The 20,926-nt window shown below is 59.7% G+C and carries 21 protein-coding genes; 10 read left to right on the forward strand and 11 right to left on the reverse strand.

From position 1 onward, the window contains the following. Positions 1-22: 22 nt before the first annotated feature. On the reverse strand, positions 23-1,033 hold the full coding sequence (locus tag C479_RS03435; RefSeq protein WP_007697845.1) for a sensor histidine kinase: 1,011 nt from the start codon (positions 1,031-1,033) through the stop codon (positions 23-25). 212 nt (positions 1,034-1,245) lie between these two features. Here C479_RS03435 and C479_RS03440 point away from each other — a divergent pair, with 212 nt between their 5' ends. Then, a complete protein-coding gene (locus C479_RS03440; RefSeq protein ID WP_007697848.1) occupies positions 1,246-1,665 on the forward strand; it encodes an ArsR/SmtB family transcription factor in 420 nt (139 codons plus the stop codon). Between the two features lie 34 nt (positions 1,666-1,699). Here C479_RS03440 and C479_RS03445 read toward each other — a convergent pair whose 3' ends face one another. After that, positions 1,700-2,683, reverse strand: coding sequence for a GDP-mannose 4,6-dehydratase (locus tag C479_RS03445; RefSeq protein ID WP_007697851.1), 984 nt, complete (start codon positions 2,681-2,683; stop codon positions 1,700-1,702). Between the two features lie 173 nt (positions 2,684-2,856). Here C479_RS03445 and C479_RS03450 point away from each other — a divergent pair, with 173 nt between their 5' ends. Then, positions 2,857-3,432: a DUF7342 family protein gene (locus C479_RS03450; RefSeq protein ID WP_007697852.1), complete on the forward strand. Its 576-nt coding sequence runs from the start codon at positions 2,857-2,859 to the stop codon at positions 3,430-3,432. Then, positions 3,429-3,869 (forward strand): hypothetical protein, encoded by a 441-nt coding sequence (locus C479_RS03455; protein WP_007697853.1) that lies wholly within the window; start codon positions 3,429-3,431, stop codon positions 3,867-3,869. The genes C479_RS03450 and C479_RS03455 overlap by 4 nt, the downstream gene beginning before the upstream one ends. Before the next feature lie 111 nt (positions 3,870-3,980). On the opposite strand, the gene C479_RS16625 is transcribed toward C479_RS03455, so the two are convergent. Then, positions 3,981-4,421 (reverse strand): hypothetical protein, encoded by a 441-nt coding sequence (locus C479_RS16625; RefSeq protein ID WP_007697854.1) that lies wholly within the window; start codon positions 4,419-4,421, stop codon positions 3,981-3,983. Positions 4,422-4,791: 370 nt separating this feature from the next. Here C479_RS16625 and C479_RS03465 point away from each other — a divergent pair, with 370 nt between their 5' ends. From C479_RS03465 to C479_RS03485, 5 genes are all read left to right on the forward strand, one after another. Further along, positions 4,792-6,585: an ABC transporter ATP-binding protein gene (locus C479_RS03465; protein ID WP_007697856.1), complete on the forward strand. Its 1,794-nt coding sequence runs from the start codon at positions 4,792-4,794 to the stop codon at positions 6,583-6,585. 371 nt (positions 6,586-6,956) lie between these two features. Beyond that, positions 6,957-8,132 carry an NAD-dependent epimerase/dehydratase family protein gene (locus tag C479_RS03470; RefSeq protein WP_007697860.1) on the forward strand — a complete coding sequence of 392 codons (1,176 nt, stop codon included), beginning with the start codon at positions 6,957-6,959 and terminating at the stop codon, positions 8,130-8,132. Position 8,133: 1 nt separating this feature from the next. Then, the gene (locus C479_RS03475; protein WP_007697863.1) at positions 8,134-9,087 is read left to right on the forward strand and encodes an NAD-dependent epimerase/dehydratase family protein; all 954 of its coding nucleotides are present in this window, start codon (positions 8,134-8,136) and stop codon (positions 9,085-9,087) included. Next, entirely contained in the window at positions 9,084-10,085 is a 1,002-nt protein-coding gene (locus tag C479_RS03480; RefSeq protein ID WP_007697866.1) for an NAD-dependent epimerase/dehydratase family protein, read from the forward strand. The genes C479_RS03475 and C479_RS03480 overlap by 4 nt, the downstream gene beginning before the upstream one ends. Before the next feature lie 57 nt (positions 10,086-10,142). Then, positions 10,143-10,997, forward strand: coding sequence for a TrmB family transcriptional regulator (locus C479_RS03485; protein WP_007697869.1), 855 nt, complete (start codon positions 10,143-10,145; stop codon positions 10,995-10,997). Positions 10,998-11,257: 260 nt separating this feature from the next. Here C479_RS03485 and C479_RS15980 read toward each other — a convergent pair whose 3' ends face one another. The 5 genes from C479_RS15980 to aglG all read right to left on the reverse strand — a co-directional run bounded on the left by C479_RS15980 (position 11,258) and on the right by aglG (position 16,129). After that, on the reverse strand, positions 11,258-12,058 hold the full coding sequence (locus C479_RS15980) for a hypothetical protein (RefSeq protein WP_152415784.1): 801 nt from the start codon (positions 12,056-12,058) through the stop codon (positions 11,258-11,260). Continuing rightward, the gene (locus tag C479_RS03495; protein ID WP_007697873.1) at positions 12,055-12,648 is read right to left on the reverse strand and encodes a class I SAM-dependent methyltransferase; all 594 of its coding nucleotides are present in this window, start codon (positions 12,646-12,648) and stop codon (positions 12,055-12,057) included. The genes C479_RS15980 and C479_RS03495 overlap by 4 nt, the downstream gene beginning before the upstream one ends. A 219-nt stretch (positions 12,649-12,867) precedes the next feature. Further along, positions 12,868-13,752, reverse strand: a complete 885-nt coding sequence (locus C479_RS03500; RefSeq protein ID WP_161607156.1) for a glycosyltransferase — start codon at positions 13,750-13,752, stop codon at positions 12,868-12,870. A gap of 267 nt (positions 13,753-14,019) precedes the next feature. Further along, complete coding sequence (locus C479_RS03505; RefSeq protein WP_152415785.1) at positions 14,020-14,904, reverse strand: hypothetical protein; 885 nt, start codon at positions 14,902-14,904, stop codon at positions 14,020-14,022. A 304-nt stretch (positions 14,905-15,208) separates the two neighbouring features. Continuing rightward, a complete protein-coding gene (aglG, locus tag C479_RS03510; RefSeq protein ID WP_007697885.1) occupies positions 15,209-16,129 on the reverse strand; it encodes a glucosyl-dolichyl phosphate glucuronosyltransferase in 921 nt (306 codons plus the stop codon). 284 nt (positions 16,130-16,413) lie between these two features. Between aglG and C479_RS03515 the strand changes: the two genes are divergently transcribed. Together C479_RS03515 and C479_RS03520 are read left to right on the forward strand one after the other, a co-directional pair. Then, positions 16,414-17,139 carry a phosphocholine cytidylyltransferase family protein gene (locus tag C479_RS03515; RefSeq protein ID WP_007697888.1) on the forward strand — a complete coding sequence of 242 codons (726 nt, stop codon included), beginning with the start codon at positions 16,414-16,416 and terminating at the stop codon, positions 17,137-17,139. After that, entirely contained in the window at positions 17,140-18,345 is a 1,206-nt protein-coding gene (locus tag C479_RS03520) for a CDP-glycerol glycerophosphotransferase family protein (RefSeq protein WP_007697892.1), read from the forward strand. Here the strand turns inward: C479_RS03520 and C479_RS03525 are convergent. The 3 genes from C479_RS03525 to C479_RS03535 all read right to left on the reverse strand — a co-directional run bounded on the left by C479_RS03525 (position 18,330) and on the right by C479_RS03535 (position 20,872). Further along, entirely contained in the window at positions 18,330-19,256 is a 927-nt protein-coding gene (locus C479_RS03525) for a hypothetical protein (protein WP_007697895.1), read from the reverse strand. The genes C479_RS03520 and C479_RS03525 overlap by 16 nt on opposite strands. Positions 19,257-19,320: 64 nt before the next feature. Continuing rightward, entirely contained in the window at positions 19,321-20,337 is a 1,017-nt protein-coding gene (locus tag C479_RS03530) for an alkaline phosphatase family protein (RefSeq protein ID WP_007697898.1), read from the reverse strand. Between the two features lie 58 nt (positions 20,338-20,395). After that, positions 20,396-20,872 carry a class I SAM-dependent methyltransferase gene (locus C479_RS03535; RefSeq protein WP_007697900.1) on the reverse strand — a complete coding sequence of 159 codons (477 nt, stop codon included), beginning with the start codon at positions 20,870-20,872 and terminating at the stop codon, positions 20,396-20,398. Positions 20,873-20,926 lie beyond the last annotated feature (54 nt).

Below are 20,926 nucleotides of genomic sequence, written 5' to 3' on the forward strand. Positions count from 1 at the left end.
GCCCGCGCCTGAAGACGCAGGGCTAGGCGACATTCTCACACCCGATTTCGAGACCGGTGATCTCGAAGCGAGCGCCATCGGCCGCGGATTCGGTGATCGTGATTTCCCACCCGTGCAGATCGACGATTCGGCCGACGATCGACAGGCCGAGGCCGGTCCCATGGTCGTCTGTGCTGAAACCGGGATCGAAGACCTGCTCCCGTCGACCCGGCTGAATCCCGCGGCCGTCGTCAGCAACGTAAAATCCCGCGGCCTCGGCGAGGGGGCCCACGGTCACCGTCACGTCCACCCCGCCGTGCTCGACAGCATTCCGAAAGAGATTCTCGAAGAGCCGGCCGAGGCGGTTGGAATCCGCGACGACAGTGGGCAACGACCCGTCGACGGCGAAGTCGGCGTCGTGGGTCTCGACGGTCCCCCACGCCGCCGCCGCAGCAGACGCCAAATCGACCCGCTCGTCGGGTTGGACGACGGCAGCGCCCCTGGCCAACGTCAGCACATCCTCGACGATCCGTTCCATCCGGTCGTGGGCGCGGGCGACGTGTTCGAAGTGCTTGTCCTCGCCGGATTCTCGAGCGGCCCGCAAACGGGCGTTGGCAACGTCCAACGGATTCCGGAGGTCGTGACTGATCACGCTCGCCACGTGATCCAGACCAATCTCGCCCGCCGCCCGGGTTGCCCCCGTCGGAAGCGGGCTGAACAGGAACACCCCGTCGGCGTTCTCGTCTGCGGAGACCACTCGCAGGAGGTACCGATCACGAGAACCCGCCGTAGTCGACCGCGTTCCGGACTCGATGATGAGGGTGTCGTCGGTCGTTCCGATCTCGCCCGGGTCGTCCGGACCCAGCACGACCGACAGTTCGAGCGTTTCGAACACCGAGGCCGCCGGTTCGCCCGCTTCCACCGATCCGAAGGTCAGTTCGAAGCCCTCGTTCACCCATTCGACGATCGGCGTCCCATCGTCAGTGGCAACCTGACAGACCGGGTCGGGCCACTGTCCGATGGCGGACGAGTGGGTTATCCCGTCGTCGGTCATGGCGTGGGTGGTGCTCGGTCCGGACCCCACAATACCCCGACCAGGAGCGATCTTGGCGACGTCATCTATCGATGGCGATAGGTTCGATTCGGCCCGTCCACGTAAAGTCCCGAAGGCTAGTAATACAGACTCCGGCGTCGGGTACTGCCGCGGCGATCGCTTCGGCATACCTAGCCCCGGAATCCAGGGAGGGACAGCACGAACGCCCGGCTATGAACGGGCGACAATCGAAACGCGCGGACGAGCCGACACCCCGCGACCACGGGCACGACGGCCAGCCCGAGTTAGCGGACATATCGACCGAAACGGTCTGTGACCTACTCGGGGATAGGTACGCCCGCCGGCTTCTGACGTTGCTGGTCGAACGGCCACGGACCGGTCGTGAGCTTATCGAGGAGACCGACATGTCCCGACCGACGGTGTACAGACGGCTCGGTCGGTTACGCACGAGTGGACTCGTCCGAACGGAGACGGAACTCGATACCGATGGACACCATCGAAACCGATTCTACGCCACCGTCAACGGCTGCGACTTCGCCGTCGGAGACACGGGAATCGAGACGCGTGTTCGGCCCTCGGACGATGACCGAAGTGGACGCGGCGGGTCGATCACGAGCGGACACGACGAGTAAGCAAATAGCCCTCGCTAGCAGCTACGACGGTCGCTCACGACGCTCGGACGAGTGGCTCGTACCACTCGTGGTTGTCTTCGTACCACTCGACGAACTGGGAGACCCCTTCGCGGATGCTGGTGGTCGGGTCGTAGTCGATCAGCTCGCGGGCCTTCGAGACGTCCGCGTGGGTGTGGCGCGCGTCGGCCTCTTTCGCGTCGTCGTAGACGGGTTCGATGTCGGCGCCCGTTTCGGCGATGACGTGTTCGGCGAGTGCTTCGATGGTGATGGTGCCCGTGGAGCCGATGTTCATGGCCTCGCCGTCGGCCGCGTCGGTCTCCAGAAGCGCGAGGTTCGCGCGGACGACGTCGTCGATGTACGTGAAGTCACGCGTCTGCTGGCCGTCACCGTAGATGACCGGCGGGTCCCCAGTGAGACATCTGGAAGTGAAGTTCGTGATCGCCATGTTGGGGCGCATGCGCGGGCCGTAGACAGTGAAGTAGCGCAGCGAGACCGTGGGGAGATCGTGGATCTCGGTGTAGACCCGGCAGTAATGCTCGGCGGTTCGCTTGGTGACGCCATAGGGACTTCGCGGGGTGGTGGGATGCGCTTCGTCGTAGGGCAGGTACTCGTCGTGGCCGTAGACCGACGACGAGGAGGCGTTGACGAATCGCTGGACGTCGTGCTCCGTGGCGGCTTCGAGGAGATTCAGGAGGCCCGTGGTGTTGATCTCGTGAGGCTTGTGCGGGTTCTCGACGCTGGTCCGGACGCCCGCCTGAGCGGCCTGGTGGTAGACGAACTCGACGTTGTAGTCGTCGAAGATCCGGTCGACGGTGTTCTCGTCGGTGATCGATCCCTCGACGAAGTAGTAGCGGTGCTCGGCGAGTTCGGTACAGCGGTCGACGTTCGCCCGCTTGATCGTAGGCTCGTAGTACGGATCCATCGAGTCGAGTACCACGACGTGGTGGCCCCGTTCGAGGAGCGCCGCCGCGACGTGCGAGCCGATGAATCCCGCACCGCCGGTGACGAGGACGTTCATGGAGTAAGCGACACCCGATTCAGCGGTCGCACCACCACTGGGGTAGAAAACGTTGCGGTGGTACAGGTTGCCTACTGTACAGATCGTCGGATCACGCTACCCGACACGACGAATTTCGACCCGGACTATTCAGTGCAGAAAAGATTTATTCCCCTTCGCCCCCAGATAGCGATATGGACGAACCGCGCTCAGAACTGAAGATCGGTGCTGACGAGCAGGCTGAGGCACCCGACTTCGACGCATTGACGCCACCAGCGACAGTCGTCAGCGGCGATCGAACGCGGGACGACTTCTTCGATGCGGCCCTCACGCTCGACGAGCCGGCGACGGCGAGCGATGTGGCCGATCGGGCTGACCACGGAGTGGATGCGGCGCGTGAGTACTTAGCGTGGTTCGAGCGGATGGGAATCGTGAGGCAGGTCACGGACTCACCAGCAACCTACGAACGGAACCAGTCGTACCTGAACTGGCGACGCGTCCAGACGTTGCGCCAGGAATACGCGACGGAGGAACTCGTCGACATGCTGCAGTCGGAGTCGGAGCAGATGCAGGCACTTGCGGACGAATTCGGCGTCGACGCTCCTGCGGAGATTTCCATTTCACAGTATGCGGCCGAGACCGACCGCTCGATCGAGGATGCCTGGGACCGGTTGACGTCGTGGAAAACGGCGCGTCGTCGAGTGGCCCTGCTTGAGCGGGCACTCAACACCGGATCCAGTGATGGAGTGAATCTGCAGTCCGCTGTATGACGGGCGAAGGGGACGACGGCGCTCAGTCCACCGGGGCTCCGGTCGATTTCGACCGACTCACCCTCGTCGGTGAGCGACTCGCAACTGACGATCGCTTTGCCGAGGTTACCGAACAGCCAGCGTTCGCGCCGGACCGGCTCGTCTGCGTGTACGATCGGCGGTTCTACCCCTCGCACGTTCACACAGCGAGGCTGGAGATTGTGTGGTTCGAAAACGGCGATTTCTCGCTCCAGTACCACGAAGAACACGAACGCGGGACGTTCGATCATCGGTGGGATCGTCATCCCTCCGACCACAACACCCGTGATCACGTCCACCCGGGGCCGGACGCACCGACTCCCGGCGACGACGAAACGCACCCAGCTAACTGGCGGGACGTACTCACGATGGTGCTTTCGGAGATAGAAACTCGCCAACGAGCCTTCTGGGAATCGTGAGCGGGTTCTGCGGTGGATGGATTCAGGGTTCGAAACGGGTGCCGGCAGATCGGTGTGCCGGATGTGAGTGTCAGGCGAGCTTGCGATGGCCGGTTCGAACGCAACTGCGGGTCAGAGAATTTCGAGGTCCGACGGCGCGACGTTACAGCCACACGGCGAGACCTGACTGACGCCCGGCCCCGCGATGGTGACGTTGATCACCGGGCCGCCGCAGCTCGGACAGTCGGGCGCCCACGTCGGTTTGCGTGGGTAGTTCGTCTCCTTCCAAGCCTCGGATGGGTCGGCTGGTGTCGGGTCGTCGGCCTCGTCTGTTGGTTCGTGGTCGGCGGTCGCTGGCGGATCCGGATCGTCGTCAGGATCACCGTCCGCGTGCGGTGACGGGTCGGCGGTCTGTTCGTCCGGCTCGGAGTCTGGATCGACACCTGATTGGTCAGAATTCGAGATAGACTGCCCGACGCTATCGCTCGTTCCGCCATCTGTGGCCAGCTGGCGGGCTGATTCGGACGATTCGCTCCCGGGACGCTTATGTCGGTGTGTAGTGTATCGAGTCATGCTTCTATCACNGTATGGAAGCGCGTCTCGGGTGGTACCAGCACCCGGGGCATTTCTCTCTGCCCCCGAGATAGCGTGGAGACGTGCGCTTCCAGTCTGATGAACGGTGCACACCCACTTATATCTATAGATTATTGACTGGTTTAATCAGAAGGAGTGGTGTGGTTTTACGACGAAAGTGGATGGCACGATTAGTTTCAACATTCGGGTGAACGGCGGCTAGTATCCCAAAACCGCTGAAATCGTGCTGCCGAACAGGACAGGGAACCACACTAGACAGACGGAATCGGCATCGAACACTCGGCAACAATCACACCGCGCGAAACAGCATGCTTATTGAGCGGGAACGGAAAGCGACGGCAACTCGATCATGGCAGACTCCGCCGATATCACCTGGCGTGAAAAGGTCGACGCCCTCCTCCGCGTCGCCAGGTATCGTCCGATGTTTACCGCCGCCCTGACGGTCCTCGGTGCCTTCGTCGCCTTCCTCGAAGGGATCGGACTGAGTTTCATCTACCCGATCATGACCGTCGCGCAGAGCGATGGCGAACCGGAAGCCCAGGACGCCATCATGGAGGCGTTCCTGACGGCCTACGACGTCCTCAACATTCCGTTCGAACTCGGGCCGCTGATCATCGGGATCAGTATCATCATGACGGTCCGGTTCACCTCCTCGTTCGTCGTCGCCTGGCTCAAGGCGATCCTGGGCAAGCAGTACGAACAGGAGCTTCGAGCTGACGCGTTCGACGCAGCGCTCGACGCCGAAGTCAGCTACTTCGACGAAGAGGGATCTGACGACGTGCTGAACGCGATCATCACCGAGACCCGCTACTCCGGGAAGGTGATCGACAGCGGGGTTCTCACGATGCAGACGTTCGCGCTCGTCGGGATGTACCTCTCCATCATGGCGTACATCGCCCCGCGAATGACCGTCTTCGCGCTCGCGTTGCTTGGTGGAATTACGGTGTTGCTTCGGAAGATTCTCGAACCAGCGTTCACCGTCGGGTCTCGGGTGGCGGAGGCAAACCAAGAGGTTCAGCAGTCGGTGCAGGCGGGAACGCAGGGGATCCGCGATGTCAAGCTATTCGGCCTGGCCGACGAGGTGTACGAGCGGTTCCACAAGTCGATTCGACAGTATACCACGTCCTCGATCGATCTTGCACGGAACGAAGCCGCACTGATGAACTTCTACGATCTGGCCGCAGCCCTCTCACTCTTCGTACTCATCTACGTCGGCTTTACGTACTCCGGCCTCTCGCTCGGTGCGCTCGGTATCTTCCTCTTCGCGATGTTCCGCCTCTCCCCGCTCGTCAGCCGATTGAACAGCCAGGTGTACAAGGTCGAGGGCTTTTTGGGTCACCTCGTTCGGACCTTCGACTTTCTAGATGACCTAGAGGAGGAACGGGAAGAGGACGGTTCCACGTCCGTCGACGAGATTCCCGACGTGACGTTCGACAACGTGGAATTCGCGTACAACGAGGACGAACAGGTGCTACGAGACATCTCGTTCGACGTCGAGAAGGGCGAGTTCATTGCGTTCGTCGGTCAATCGGGAGCGGGGAAATCGACCATCGTTTCGCTCGTTGCCCGAATGTACGACGCCGATTCGGGCGAGATTCGATCCGACGGAACGCCGATCGGAGAGTTCGATCTGGACGAGTGGCGCTCGCGAATCGCCTACGTACGCCAAAAGCCCTACATCTTCAACGATACGCTGGAGCGGAACGTGACGATCGGGAACCGAGACGCGACGCGCGAGGACGTAAAGCGGGTTTGCAAGATTGCGAAGGTCGATCAGTTCGCCGACGAACTGCCGAACGGATACGACTCACAGCTCGGTGACGACGGCGTTCGACTGTCAGGTGGACAGCGCCAGCGCGTCGCGTTGGCTCGGGCGTTGTTGAAGGATGCTGACTTCCTAATCTTAGACGAGGCGACGAGCGACCTCGACTCGAACCTCGAACGGGAAGTGCAGGACGAAATCGAAGCGATGGATCGAGATTACGGGATGATTGCGATCGCCCATCGACTCTCGACCGTGGAGAACGCCGACCGGATCTACACGGTTGATCGGGGAGAGATCATCGAGCGAGGGACCCACGACGAACTATTAGAGGATGATGGAGAGTACGCAGATCTCTACGCAATCCAATCTGCCGGCTGAGTTCGAGCACTGCGACACACAACGTCGATGATTGACAGTACTACCCAGTCGCAACAACTCGATTAAGCGGGTGCCGGAAGACGAGGGTGACCTCACTCCATTTTTTGGCCGTCTTCATTTCGTTGCTCCGAAAGATGCTCCCACACCTCCGCACAACCGCACCCATCTGCCACGTCCGAAAGGTGGTCGTCCTGCCGATCCGTATCGTTCGACCGATCGTCGCTGGGCATGTTTACTCAGTTTCTGAGTAAAGTCCAGGACTATATATAACCCACGCATAGGTATCTGTCATTTCTGGGGACATACTACACGTCCTGACCCCAACCCATGGCGAAGGTATTTAACCCACCTTACTCAAAACCTGAGTAACTATGTCCATCCTCGTAACGGGTGCGGACGGGTACATCGGCTGGCCGACGGCACTTCGAATCGCAGATCGTACCGAGCAGCGCGTCGTCCTCGTCGACAACGGAGCTCGGCGTGAGTGGGTCGACTCCATCGGCTCGACCAGCGCATTACCGGTCGCCGATCCGACCGAACGAATCGACACGGCTGAGGACGTCCACGGTCTTCACAACCTCTCCTATGTCGAGGGGGATCTCACTGAGAAGTCGTTCGTCGACCGACTCCTCGAGGTCCACGAACCGGCGACGATCGTCCACACGGCGGCCCAGCCCTCCGCGCCGTACTCCCAGATCAACGGCGAACGGGCGAACTACACCCAGCACAACAATATGCAGGCTACGCGCAACCTGCTCTGGGGCCTCGAAGAACACGACCTGACCGACACGCACTTCGTCGAGACGACGACCACGGGCGTCTACGGCGCGCCGGAGTTTCCCATCCCGGAGGGCGGCGCAGTCATGGAGAACGACGGCGAGCGTGACGAGGTACCGTTCCCGGCCATGGCGGGCAGCTGGTACCACCTCACCAAGAGTCACGACGCGGCCAACATGCGTCTCGCACACAAGCAGTTCGACATCCCCATCTCGGACGTCCGCACGGCGATCACGTACGGTACCGAGACCGCCGAGACGGCCGCCGACCCGCGACTCGCGACCAGGTTCGACTTCGACTACTACTTCGGCGTCGTCGCCCACCGCTTCGCCGCGCAGGCGGTCGCGGAGTATCCAATGACCGTCTACGGGAAGGGCGAACAGCGCAAACCCTTCATCGCGCTCGAAGACGCCGTCGAAGGCCTCGCTCGCCTCGCGCTGATCGACCCGGACGACAGACCCGACGACCTGACCGTGTACAACCAGGTCACGCGCGCGATCAGTATCGTCGAGATGGCCGAGACGATCGCCGACGTCAGCGCGGAGTACGATCTCGACGTCGCCGTCGAACACTTCGAGAACCCGCGCGACGAGGACGAGACGCACAAGATGGAGATCGAGAACGAGAAGTACGCCGAACTGATCGACGGCCAGTCGACCACCTTCGAGGAAGGCGCCCGGGAGATCCTCGGCACGCTCGTCGAGTACGAGGAGACGATCACCGCCCACGAGGATCGGTTCCTCCCCGGGGTTCTCACCGACGGTGAGTAAAATGCGCATCCTGGTCACCGGCGGCTGCGGCTACATCGGGAGCGCGTTGATACCTCACCTGCTCGCCGACGCGCGTGTCGATGAGGTAGTCGTCCTCGATTCGCTCGCGACGGGGTCGCCGGCGAATCTCGCCGGAGCTATCGACGACGGCCTCGAATTTCGACGCGGCGACGTCCGCGAGTACGGCGACGTCGAAAGCGCCACGCGTGACGTCGATGTCGTTATTCACCTGGCCGCGATCACCGGCGCGGCGAGTACGCACGACCGACGTGAAGAGACCTTCGCCGTCAATCGAGACGGGACGGAAAACATCCTCACTGCAGCTGGGAAGTTCGATATCGATACCGTCGTGCTCGCCTCGTCGTGCAACAACTACGGCCGAGCGGCGACGACGAACATCGACGAGGAGACGGACCAGAACCCGCTCAACCCGTACGCCGAGTCGAAGGTTGCCAGTGAGCGGCTACTCGAAGACGCTATTGAACGGTACGAGATCAGCGGAACCGCCCTCCGGATGAGTACGAACTACGGCTGGTCGCCCGGCGTCCGATTCAATCTCGTCGTCAATCACTTCGTCTTCCGTGCGCTAACCGACCGGCCCTTGACCGTCTACGGCGACGGGAGTAACTGGCGTCCGTTCATTCACGTGGCGGATGCGGCCCGCGCGTACGCCCACGCAGCACTAAACCCCGACGCCTGGCCCAGCCAGGTGTACAATGTCGGAGCGGGCGACGGAAATTACAGAATCGAGGAAATCGCCGAACTCGTCAGGGACGAACTGGATCGATCACTGGACATCACGTATCTCGAGGATGAACATCCTGGCCCATCGTACCACGTGAACTTCGATCGGCTCGCCGAGACAGGGTTCGAACCGGAATGGACGCTCCGTGAAGGAGTTCGCGATCTCGCCGATCGGCTTCGACAACCATCCACCGAGGAGGCTACCGCATGACACAACGACGCACATCAGGCCACGAAATCGGAAACGCACCGACGATCGCAGTGACGGGGGCTGCAGGCTACATCGGTAGTCGTGTCCTCAAGATCCTTCAAACCGAACGGCCCAACTGGGACCTCGTCGCGATCGACAATCAGTACCGAGGCCAAGTGTCGCGCGTCGGCGACGTCGAGGTTGATCACGTCGACGTCCGAAACCGATCGCGACTCGAGTCCGCACTGGACGGGGCCGACGTCGTCATTCACCTTGCAGCCGTAAGCGGTGTCGATGACTGTGAGGAGAACGCTGATCTCGCCTACGAGGTCAACGTTACCGGCACAAACAACGTGGCATGGTTTTGCCGAAAGACGGGCGCCGCAATGGCGTTTCCGTTCAGTATGGCCGTCCTCGGAGATCCGGAAACGTTTCCGATAACGGCAGCTCTCCCACGCGATCCGCTGAACTGGTACGGTCGGACGAAGTACATCAACGAACGGGCGGTCGAGTCGTTCGCCGATGGTGCGTTTCCCGCCCACCAATTCATCAAGTCGAACCTCTACGGCGATCACATCGTCGATGAGGCCGTCGTGAGCAAACCGACCGTGATCAACTTCTTCGTCAATCGGGCGACTGAAGGGAACCCATTGACGGTGTACGAACCGGGCACGCAATCACGGAACTTCATCCACGTCAAAGACGTCGCCAGGGTGTATTTACACAGCGTAGAGCGGCTTTTGGAACAGCTTGCTGCCGGTGAAACGGGATCGACGACGTACGAAGTCGGAAGCGACGAAGATCCATCAGTGATGTCGGTTGCCGAAACCGTCGCGCAACTCGCCGACGAAGAACTCGGCATCCGGCCCGATATCGAACTGATCGAGAATCCACGAGCCGCGGAAACGACCGTCGAGGACTTCGCCGTCGACACTTCGCGAATTAGCTCGGAACTCGGATGGGAACCCACCCATTCCGTCGAAGAGTCGATCGAAGATCTCCTTCGGCGACGCGAGTGAGAGCGACACCGCGTTCGGACGAATGACTTTACATCGTGTAGCAAACAGTGAGAGACGATGGATAGGTCTACAGATCCCATCGAGTTGCTCCAGCGGTTCGATCTGAAGGAATACGAGGCGACGGCGCTGGCATTTCTCCTCGAAGCGGGACGGAGTACCGCACCTGACGTGTCAGACGCAACTGGCATTCCGAAGGCGCGCGTATACGGCGTGCTGGATTCGCTGGCCGCAGAGGGGTTCATCAGGGTCATCCCAGGCCGGCCGAAAGAATATCAACCGAAGTCGCCGGAAGAGATCTTAGAACGGACGAAGGAGAATCGACGCCAGGCCTTCGAAGATTACCGGCGAAGCGTCGAATCGCTTCGTGGGGACTTCCTCGACGTATTCGGACCGCTGTACGAGCAGGCGCCCGAAGACGTTTCGCCCACGGCCGAGCTCTTTCACGTCGTCGATGTGGGTGAACCCAGCGAGGTCGAAACCAGACGGCTATACCACGATGCGGCGGAATCAATATACGTCATCACCAACAGTTTTGCGTACTTCGACTCGGTCAAACCAGCGGTGGAGAACGCTCTCGACTCCGGGAAGACGATCTCCGTCCTCTTCCTCGATCCGCACCATCTCCCGGACGAAAAGGCCGACGTGCAAGAGGAAATCGTCACGGAGATTGCAGACACGTACCCGGAAATCGGGTATCGGTTCAGTAGCGAAGTATCCCCGTGGCGGGGAACGTTCATCGACCCCAGCATGGAATACGACTCAGGTGAGGCGATATTCCTCGTCGAGGAACCAAATGTGCCAGACCACAAGCGACAGGCGGCAATCACGGAGAACGGGTCGTTTGTCGCCGGAATGAAGCGGTACTTCGATCTCATCTGGAACCATCAAAGTACCCGTAATCAGCATAAATAGAGTCCCCCATATTTGGTCGTGTTCGGATGACTGTTCCTACACAAATGCGAGGAATCTAGCCACTTACCAGCCCATTCCAATTTAGTGGATTATCCAAACGGCAATTGATCACCGCATCGTCTTATAGGGGACGAGACGTTTCTTTTAACCCCACTGAATTAACTACAATTATTAGATTATTGTCGATGATCGAAGAATGGACCGACACCATATATTGCTATAACACCCACCAAATGTTCGGTAGTTGAGAGGTTGTATACTTATGCCAATCCACTCACCTCAAACCACGGAACAATAGTCAGGTGGTCGTGTTTATCATGATGACGGCCGTGGTACAATTGATCACAGGTCAGACATGTCCCATGATCAGCAGTTAGTATGATGTTTCCTTCAAGGTCGCCCACGATTTCCTTAGCGTACTCAAATCCCGTCCGATACGTCTCTCGGTAGGCCTGAACCAGCTCCGCATAGGTAAGCCGATCACTATCAAGTGCCTGCTCGGTCTTCTTGGTTTTCGTCGACTCGCTTGTTAGATCCTCCAAACCATCGAACGGAGGGTGGGGTTTAATATATCGAATAATACCTCCTTGCAGTTGCTCACAGCGGTCTCGAACGGTGCGATTGACACGTCCTGGGGCTTCGCTGAACCCTTCGTCAATGTCACCGTCGGTATACCCAAGCGCAGCGAGACGACTCCCAACGCCCATCTCACGATCGATTTCGGGAGCGATTTCGAAGTGATCTCGACCATCATACTCTCCTTGCTGATCACGGAGTGGAAGCCATGAAAACAGCCCACGGTCGGGATAGGAACCATTTGCGTTCCGGGCAAACCAGTCGCCAGTGTACCCAACTCCACCGTTCCAAACCCGTCGCAGTTTCCCGTTGAAGTACTGGCCAACGAGTTGGTCAAACATATCGAAACGACCGGCATCAAGCAATATTACCCACGTTGGTTCGTCAAGCGCGTTAGAGAGGAGTTCTCGCTGGTCTGGAATATGGACTGGGGGCCTCCGTTCCTCACCATTCTCACGATTGGTGATGAATTTCAGCGGATTCATTCTGGCCTCCGGGCGACGCAAACCCAAGTAGTGCCGCCAAAAATATCGTTGTTGAAATACTGAGCGATACGCATCAAGCCACCATGGTTTCGGCGTGTAGTTTCCATACGTTCCACATCAAATCCATACCGATTGAGCAATTGTTTAAGAACAATGGGCCCGTACCAGGCGACATGATTATCATTGATTTGGGGATCGTCGCTCCACCAGCGTCGAAGATGAACAATTGCCCACGGATTTGGCGTTGTTAAGATAAACAGCCCACCAGGCTTCAGGTGGTTGAAGGCTGTCTCAACGAGTGCACCAGGGTTGGTAAGATGCTCAATTAATTCACCTGCAACGACAGTATCGGCCATTATACCGAGATCCATGTCAGTTACGTCTCCGAACTGCATATCGTAACCACGCTTTCGGAGGGCGTCGATTTCGTCTTCAAGAACGTCGACACCGACAACGTTGTCGAATTCTTCGACTAGGTAGGCATGGAGCCACTCCTCAGTAGTATTTTCGAGTTCGTGCTGGACGGCACCGAGGTCAAGGATGGTTGGCCCTTCGGCATATTTACAGATTTTTTGCATTCGGTCATCCATACCAAATCACGTTCATCAGCATTTCTTTAAGCTTCACCCCCAAAACTGTCCCGGATAACTCATGCACTGAGTTCTCTTCGGAATTATTGCCAGTCTGTAATTTATTATACAACCATTTCTTCCACTAATAAGAGACGAACCCTCACATCAAACCATACCGCCAGGCAAAATGAGTCTATGACATCAAATTCATTCGTGTCACCAAGGGCCGTAATCCCATCAAGCTAATACATTTTGACAGAATAGCTCGTATTGCTCTGCAATAGCCTCTGGAGAATGACTAGTTTGAATATATTCTCGACAGTCTCTCCCTTTATTCTGGCGTTCGTTCGGGTCAGTGAAGGTACGGAGGTAGTCCTTTAATTCGACGGCTGAAGAGGCAACGCAGAGCGGGCCAGGGAACTCAGTAAACGCTTCAAAGTCGTTCGTAACGACCGGGAGATTGGAGGCCATTCCCTCGAGGACGGAGTTCGGTTGACCATCCAGCAGGGATGGGTGAAGCATCAGATTCGATTCTTGGAGGACATCGTCCGCGTTGACCCATCCCTCGTAGGAAACGTGAGAATAGCTAGCGAGCTCGTCAGCCAATCGGTCGTCGTGATTTCCTTCACCACACACCCGCCAGTGACCGCCCACCTCAGAGAGAACGGCGTTGACGGGTTCAGCCCACGAGACGATTGGTCTGATCTTCTCCCAATAGTTCATGTTCGTCAGCGTGACGATATTCAATTCTTCACCCTCGTGAGAAACGGCCGGCCATTCGTCTACCCGCTTGCACAGACCGGCGCTCCCAACCGCCTGCAGACCCGTTTCGTGCCGGTATTTGTCGGCCAATCGGTCGCTGACAGCCACCACACCGTCTACATTGGGGAGGATGATATTCTCTGCAATCCACTGCTTGCTCCAATGAATTGGCCACAGATCCAGTTCGTGAAACACATCTCCGCGCATCCGGTAGACGAGAGCAGCGTTATGGAACGGTTTCTTCAATACCTCTTTCGCGAGATCTCGATCGGCATTATCACAGATGACGATGTCTCTCTCGTACGCGTCGTCGGGTTCGACGGAGACATCCATAACTGTGTGTTGTAACGGTTCGAGCATTTTGTCAACTCGGTTACCAGGATAGAGAACGGCAACGCTAATGTTCTCCGGGTCCGGTAGCTGATTAGCTGTTTTACTCATAAGAGTGGATAGTAGCTGGAGGTCACCTGGGCACCCACAGATACTGCTCGTCGCCGCGCAGAGCACATAAAACTACTGGAATCACCAACTAAGGAAGCATAGCCATTCCGAAATAGGAGATAATCGGTCATTTGATGATTTATCTATCATTCGTAAACTGGCGAAGCAGTACTCTACCGGACAAAACTAGTCCTTCACACTCTCTACCTCAAACCATGGAACATGAGTAAGGTGGTCGTGAGGGCGGTGATATCGATCGTGGAACAGCTGCCCACAGTCTAGACACTCGCCGTGGTCAGCAGTCACGATGACCGTTCCATCGAGTTTTGGGATGATTTGACTTGCGAGTTCGAACCCCGTTCTGTACGTGCTCCTATATGCCTCGTGTAGTTCCGGTTCCGTCAATTCACCGGAGATCAGCGCCTCTCGCGTCTCCCGCGTTTTGCTTGCTCCGCTCGTTATATGTTCCAGCCCGTCGAAAGGAGGATGTGGTTTAGGATACCGAATGACACCCCCAGAAATATCAGACTTGTGATTTAACACAGCTTCGTTGACTGCTTCTTCCCCTGTATCAGCTAATTCGCCGGATTGTTCTAAATATCCAAGCGTCGCGAGCTTCTCCTTCATCGAGGAGTTATCCTCAGTCTCGATTCGCGGAGCGACATCGAAGTGGTCCCGGCCATCGTAATCCACATCCCGAGCAGATCGAAGCGTAACACTGGAGAAAAGGCCATAGCCGCTGAAATCCTGTTCGAGATGTCGAACAGCCCAATCACCCGTATATCCAATGTCACCGTTCCACGCCTTGCTCAATTCACCGGTGAAATACTCATCATATAACTCTTCAAAGTAGTCATATCGACCGCCATCGAACCAAATGAGCCAGGCTTCGGTATTCGTCTCGAAAAGATCAGTTATCAATTCACGTTGAGATGGGAGTCCGTCTCGATTATTCACGGGAAGAGCGGTGAGATACTTTTGGAAAACTTTCCACGGTGTGGCAATTGCTGCCACCTTCAAACCGTGCGCTTTGTAGATCTGGAATGGAGTTCTGAACTTTGACCGTCGCATTCACAGGAGAAAATCACGGGAGCAGTAAATAGATTTGGCCCGGTCCACAGGACCTGTGCAGAGTAGCGTTTGAGGGAGTGAAGCAGAAACGATTTTGGGAACAGCGTAGGACGGTGTTTAACCTGTTATCTGTGAAGTTTCCAACCCAATCAAGCGGATCAACCAGGAGAGAAAGGCAGCGCTTCCAGCTCAGCAACTGCACCGATACCCCGCATCAAAATAACCACCGGAATATGGCCCCAGAGACGTCTTTCGGCCCAAACATCTGGATGTGACCGCCTCTGAAAACGTCCTCGTTCCGCGATTACCGCCAGTGAATCAACCCGTAAAGATAGCCGAGGCCAACAACGACAGTAAACACGAGCAGGGAAATCAGTTGCAATCCATGGCGCCGTCTCTCCCCCCAAACCATCCCTCGAAGTCTGGACGGGACCGATTCCACGAGTAAATACCGGAGAAAGTCGCCCTCTTCGTCTCCCGTTTTGGGGAGGAGCACTGACATCGCCCGCTTCGAATATCCCTGCCAGAACGCTCGATCGAGGAGCCACCGAAAGTCGGTTCGGTAGTCGAAGACTTTGTGCCCAACTTCGGCCGAAGGGACATACCAGACGCCACTTCCATACTGACGATTCATTCGAGCACAGAGTTCCGTTTCACCGCCCTGGAGGTTGGCATCCCCCTTACGACCGCCAATATCTGGATCGAAGCCCCCCAGCTCAGTGAACACGTCATGCCGGAACGAGATGTTTGAACCGAACGTGTTTCTGACCTCGCATGCTCCGTCGGCAAAGCCAGCGTGCGTGACGCCGACAAGCCAGTAGAATTCCGCCGGCAAAAACGTCGGGTTGCCTGCAACCCATATTGGCGTCATCTTCCCGCCCACGGCGGTAGCGTCTTCTTCCTCGTACGCCGCGACTAGATTCCCAACCCACTCGGAATCGGCGACTGCATCGTCATCGAGAAACGCAACGACGTCGCCGGTCGCGAGTTCGGCACCGCGATTTCGGCTCCGTAATAATCCTTGATTTTCCTCGTTGCAATGAATAACAGTGTCATCACGGTCGGCATAGTCGTCCTGGACTCGGTCAAAAACAGCCTCCGTCCCATCGACGACGATAACCAGTTCGATATCGTCGTACGATTGTGTAAGAACGCTATCGGCTGCGTCACAAAAGTGGTCGTACATATCGAGCGAGTACGTACAGACGACGACCGAGACTTCCATCGAGCGGAGCAACGCAAGGCGGCAGGAAAAGCGTTCACATTCGGCCGAATTCCCTCAACGACAACTCACGTCGACGCGGATGCACTACCGTATGGCCTGGCGAAACGAGCGAGGCGACCAACGGCGGCGAGGATCGCCTCGCCCAGCTCGGATACAAATAACGGAACAACAACCACAGATCACGATGGCCGACTACCCACCACGAACCCCATCTCACGCGTAAGCGCCCCTTACTCCGAAACGCGCCAGTACGCTTTTGAGCGCCGTCGTGGACGGCCCCGAGAATGAGCGAGACCGAGAACGGCGACAACCACGCAGTCGTCCTCGCCGCGGGAATGGGCCGGCGGTTGCAGCCGCTGACCGACGACACGCCCAAGGCCCTCCTCGAGGTCGGCGGGCAGGCGATTCTGGGCCACGTTCTCGATCGATTCGCGGCCGCGAACTACGAGCGAGTCACGGTCGTCACCGGCCACGAGGCCACGCAGATCCGATCGTATTGCAAGGAGACGAACGGCCTCGACGTCGAGTGCGTCCACAGCGACGCCTATCGCGTGACCAACAACAGCTACTCGCTGTGGCTGGCTCGCGACCGCATTCGAGACGGGTTCACGCTCGTCAACGGCGACACGCTGTTCCCCGCAGACTGCCTCGAGCGACTGCGCGACGTGGACGACTCGGTACTGGTCGTCGATACGGACAATTCACTGGGCGACGAAGAGATGAAGGTCACGATCGAGGACGGGCGCGTCACCGCCGTCGGGAAGGACCTCCCCGACGCGGATGGCGAGTACATCGGCCTCTGTAAGTTCGGGCCCGAAGACGCCGACGCGCTGGTTCGCCAGCTGGACGAGCTCGTCGAAACCGGCCGGACCGACGAGTGGTACGAGGCCGCCTTCGATCGCCTGGCCGCCGACCGACCGCTCGGCGTCGTCACCGTTCGGGACCGCTGGATCGAGATCGACGACCGAGAGGACCTACGTGCCGGCCGCCGGCTCTGGGGGGAGGCCTGAGTGGTCCTCCAGCGACTCGCCCGGAGTGTGCTATCGCTGGCGGCCCACCGGCTCGCACACGCCGTCCCGCGTGACGACTCGCTGTGGGCGTTCGGCTGCCGCGGGGGTGAGGGGTTCGAGGGCAACGCCAAGTATCTCTTCTTGCACGTCGCGACCCGGAGAGACGTTCGGGCGGTCTGGCTCTCGAAGAACGAGGAAACCGTCCGCGAGCTGCGCCGGTACGGGTTCGAGGCTCATCAGACCGACACCCACAGCGGGAAGCGCACTCTCCTTCGCGCGGGGACCGTCTTCGTCACCGGGAGCGTGACGGGCGTTCCCCTGTGGCCGACCGGCGGCGCACGAGTGATCCAGCTCTGGCACGGCGTGCCGTTGAAGCGGATCGGCGCCGACGCACCGAGATTCGACGGTCGCTCGCTCGTCGACCGGCTCGCGACGCTGTACACGTACCGACAGTTCGACGTCATTACCGTTACGGCCGCCCAACTGCAATCGTATTTTGCTGACGCCTTTCGGACCGACGCCGACCGCCCCGTGACAGGCTACCCGCGAAACGACGCACTCTTCCGCCAAATTCCGGGCGAGCGAATCTGCCAGCCCGCCGACGTTCACGACGAGGTCGCCGAACTGAACGTCGCGTGGACGTACGCCTACGTCCCCACGTACCGCGAGGACGGGCGATCGCCCGCCGACCACATCGACGTCGCGGCCCTGGACGCGTTCCTCGCCGAACGCGATGCGGCAATGCTGGTGAAGTTCCACCCGTTCGACGAGCCAGCCCTCGATCCGGACGAACTCGACCGCATCCACGTCCTCCCGTCCGAATTCGACCTCTATCCCGCGCTTCGACACGTCGACACACTGGTGACGGACTACTCGTCGATTTACGTCGACTACCTGCTTACTGATCGCCCGGTCGCCTTCTACGCCGTCGATCGCGACAGGTATGCCGACGAGAGTGGCTTCTATCTCGAGTACGACGACGTCACGCCCGGCCCCGTGGCGACGACGTTCGACGAGTTACTCGACGCGCTCGACTCACTCCGAACGAACCCGGACGCGTACGCTGACGAGCGCGAGCGGGTCCGCGATCTCGTGTTCGACCACGCCGACGGTCACGCCGCCGAACGCGTCCGAAGGTACGCCGCAGAACCCGGCCAAACACACGTCGAACGCATCGAGACGGCGGTGGGTCACTCGCCGAGGTAACCCAGATCACGGAGTTTCTCGGTCACCGCGATATCCGTCTCACCCTCGTCGTACTGGTCGGGTTCGTGTGTCCCTCGATCGATCGCCATCGTCTCGTACCAAGGGACGAGGTGCAGACTCGGCAGCGGCATCCGCGGTGGGTGCCCGTGGACGCCCCACTCCCCGAAAGCGTTGCCGTGGTCCGCCGTGATCGCGACGCGCGTTCCGTCCACGTTTTTGAGCAGGAGGGCAACCTCGTCAAGGACGTACTGGAGGTTCTCGCGGTACGCCCGCCACACGCGCTCTCGAGTAACCTCACCCGCTTCGAGTTGACTCCAGACGTGGCCGGGTTGCCACCCCGGATCACCACGACGATACGGCGACTCGATCGCGGGATCGGGAACGGACGGAAAGTGCGGTTGCATGTAGTGAACGAGCAATCGGTCGGGGTCTTCCGTCCGCGCCGCGTCGATCGCCCGATCGGTCACCGGACGGGCGGGAACGGTGCCCAGCTCGTCGTCCCAGACGGAGCGCCAGACCTCGTCGAGCAACAGGAAATCCGCCGGCGAGAGCGCGTCGGTGTAGGGGTTGGCCGCGACGTACGCCGTCCCGGCCATCGCATCCCGGCGGTCGGCCGTGAACGTCTGTGCGATCCACTCGCGCGATTGACTCGCCGGCGAGGCGATTCGACCGGGCGCATCCAGAAACGCGTACTCGTCCGCGACCTCGGCGATGAGGTCGCACCGACAGCCGTCGAGTACGATCAGGACGTCCCAGTCCCGCTCGTACACTGTCGGCGCCACGCTCCAGAGCCGATCGAGCCGCCGAAGACCACCCCAATACAGCTCGGCCGCCGCCTCGCGGAGGGCCGGTCGGACGCCGTCCGTCCGCGCGCGACGGCGGGTACTCCCGACCCAGTCGTCGAACGTCATACGACCGCTCCACCGACCGAACTCGAATAGTTTTGGGACCGCGCAGTGGACCAACCATTTCGATTCACAGGTATCCTAGATCTTCCAGTCGATCCCGAATCGCCGCGGCCGACTCCGCGTCCTCATCTCCCTCGACCCGCCACCGATCCGCCACCGGCGGCGACTCCATTGACTCTCGTCGCGGCGTCACACGATCGATCGCGTCGGCGACGTCCAGCACCGAATCGGTCCCCTCCAGGACCCGTTCGTCGGTGGCTCCGAGGAACGCGTCGTGGGTGTGCTGGCCGGACCGCAACCCGTGATCCGAGACGCACACGAGGATGTCGTCCGCCCCCAGCTGTTCACGAATCCCGCTCGTCCACCGGGCGGCCTGCCGATACCAGCGATGCTGCCAGCCCGCTTCGTCGACGGCAGGCGCGAGGTGGCCGACCGTGTCGAGAAAACCGAGCCAGGCGAAGACGAGATCGTACTCACGCTGCATCGCGGCCTCGATCGCCCCGAGTTTCTTCGTCGTCTCCGCCGCGAGGCGGTCTTCGAGCGACGTCACCGGAATCTTGGGCCGGTGCCGACTCGCACCGTCTGCACCCTCTTCGATGTGAAGGAACTCGCCTAACTGCGCGCCGCGATCGAAGACGACGTCGAGGCGGTCGTCCGCCCTCGTACGGTAGTTCGGCACCGCGAACGCCAGCGAGCGCCGCCCGTCGAAAATCGTCTCGATCCCGCGATCGCGGTAGTACGACGCCGGTTTGAAATCGAGCGTCGCGCCGCGATTGCGAAGTCGGCGCCCGACCTCGGTCCGGATCCGTTCGGGAACGAGGCCGGTCGAGAGACGAGCCGCGAGCGAGACCCAGTCGCTCTCCCAGTCAGTGCCCCCCTCGGCGGTCGCGGCGTAGATCCCGTGTTCGTTTGGCCCGACGCCGGTGACGATCGACGGCCACAGCTCGTAGGTGTGGGGTTTCTCGAGCACGGGATTGTCGAACGTCTCGATCGACCGGTGGTGTGGCCCGAAGGCCTCGACCAGTTCCCACGCCATCGCGAGTTGGTGGTCCAGTCCGTCCCACCCGAGGACGACGGTCGTCATCGTTGCCTCACCTCACCACACCAGGTCAGCGTCTCGTTCCACATCATCACTGTGACGGTCACTTCACCACCTCGAGTTCGAACGCGATCGGCCGGGACTTCCAGAACTGGACCCGACGGATTCGTTGGGCGCGACGCACGCGAAACTCGACGTCGAAGTACCCCATCGCCCCGTGTTCCGTCGTCGGATCCCAGAAGTCGAACGTTCGTTCGTCGAACAGCTGTTCGTGCGTCGGGTCGACGTAGGCGTTCCGGTCGCGCCAGTGGGGGACCTTCCCCCGAATCGTCCCGCCCGGGGTCGCGATTCGGTGTAACTCTGCCATCGTCTGTGGCAAGTCGCGAACGTGTTCGAGCACCGAGTAGGCCAGTACCTCGTCGAATCGGTTCGACTCAAACGGCAATCCGGCCGCAGAATCGAGGTCGGCTACCACGTCCACGTCCGCGTACGCCCGCAAGTCGAGACCGATCGCGCCCGGATTGCGTTTGTTCGCCCCACAACCCACGTCGAGCACCGTCGGCGCGGTCTCAGCAGCCACGGTGGATCACCGCCTGATCGACGCGTCGCTCATCATCGATAGCCGTCACGCACG

It is taken from the genome of Halovivax asiaticus JCM 14624, assembly GCF_000337515.1.
Classification (GTDB): domain Archaea; phylum Halobacteriota; class Halobacteria; order Halobacteriales; family Natrialbaceae; genus Halovivax; species Halovivax asiaticus.

Coding starts and splice junctions, on each gene's coding strand:
- C479_RS03435 (WP_007697845.1), bottom strand. CDS start 1,033: ATGACCGACGACGGGATAACCCACTCGTCCGCCATCGGACAGTGGCCC.
- C479_RS03440 (WP_007697848.1), top strand. CDS start 1,246: ATGAACGGGCGACAATCGAAACGCGCGGACGAGCCGACACCCCGCGAC.
- C479_RS03445 (WP_007697851.1), bottom strand. CDS start 2,683: ATGAACGTCCTCGTCACCGGCGGTGCGGGATTCATCGGCTCGCACGTC.
- C479_RS03450 (WP_007697852.1), top strand. CDS start 2,857: ATGGACGAACCGCGCTCAGAACTGAAGATCGGTGCTGACGAGCAGGCT.
- C479_RS03455 (WP_007697853.1), top strand. CDS start 3,429: ATGACGGGCGAAGGGGACGACGGCGCTCAGTCCACCGGGGCTCCGGTC.
- C479_RS16625 (WP_007697854.1), bottom strand. CDS start 4,421: ATGACTCGATACACTACACACCGACATAAGCGTCCCGGGAGCGAATCG.
- C479_RS03465 (WP_007697856.1), top strand. CDS start 4,792: ATGGCAGACTCCGCCGATATCACCTGGCGTGAAAAGGTCGACGCCCTC.
- C479_RS03470 (WP_007697860.1), top strand. CDS start 6,957: ATGTCCATCCTCGTAACGGGTGCGGACGGGTACATCGGCTGGCCGACG.
- C479_RS03475 (WP_007697863.1), top strand. CDS start 8,134: ATGCGCATCCTGGTCACCGGCGGCTGCGGCTACATCGGGAGCGCGTTG.
- C479_RS03480 (WP_007697866.1), top strand. CDS start 9,084: ATGACACAACGACGCACATCAGGCCACGAAATCGGAAACGCACCGACG.
- C479_RS03485 (WP_007697869.1), top strand. CDS start 10,143: ATGGATAGGTCTACAGATCCCATCGAGTTGCTCCAGCGGTTCGATCTG.
- C479_RS15980 (WP_152415784.1), bottom strand. CDS start 12,058: ATGAATCCGCTGAAATTCATCACCAATCGTGAGAATGGTGAGGAACGG.
- C479_RS03495 (WP_007697873.1), bottom strand. CDS start 12,648: ATGGATGACCGAATGCAAAAAATCTGTAAATATGCCGAAGGGCCAACC.
- C479_RS03500 (WP_161607156.1), bottom strand. CDS start 13,752: ATGCTCGAACCGTTACAACACACAGTTATGGATGTCTCCGTCGAACCC.
- C479_RS03505 (WP_152415785.1), bottom strand. CDS start 14,904: ATGCGACGGTCAAAGTTCAGAACTCCATTCCAGATCTACAAAGCGCAC.
- aglG (WP_007697885.1), bottom strand. CDS start 16,129: ATGGAAGTCTCGGTCGTCGTCTGTACGTACTCGCTCGATATGTACGAC.
- C479_RS03515 (WP_007697888.1), top strand. CDS start 16,414: ATGAGCGAGACCGAGAACGGCGACAACCACGCAGTCGTCCTCGCCGCG.
- C479_RS03525 (WP_007697895.1), bottom strand. CDS start 19,256: ATGACGTTCGACGACTGGGTCGGGAGTACCCGCCGTCGCGCGCGGACG.
- C479_RS03530 (WP_007697898.1), bottom strand. CDS start 20,337: ATGACGACCGTCGTCCTCGGGTGGGACGGACTGGACCACCAACTCGCG.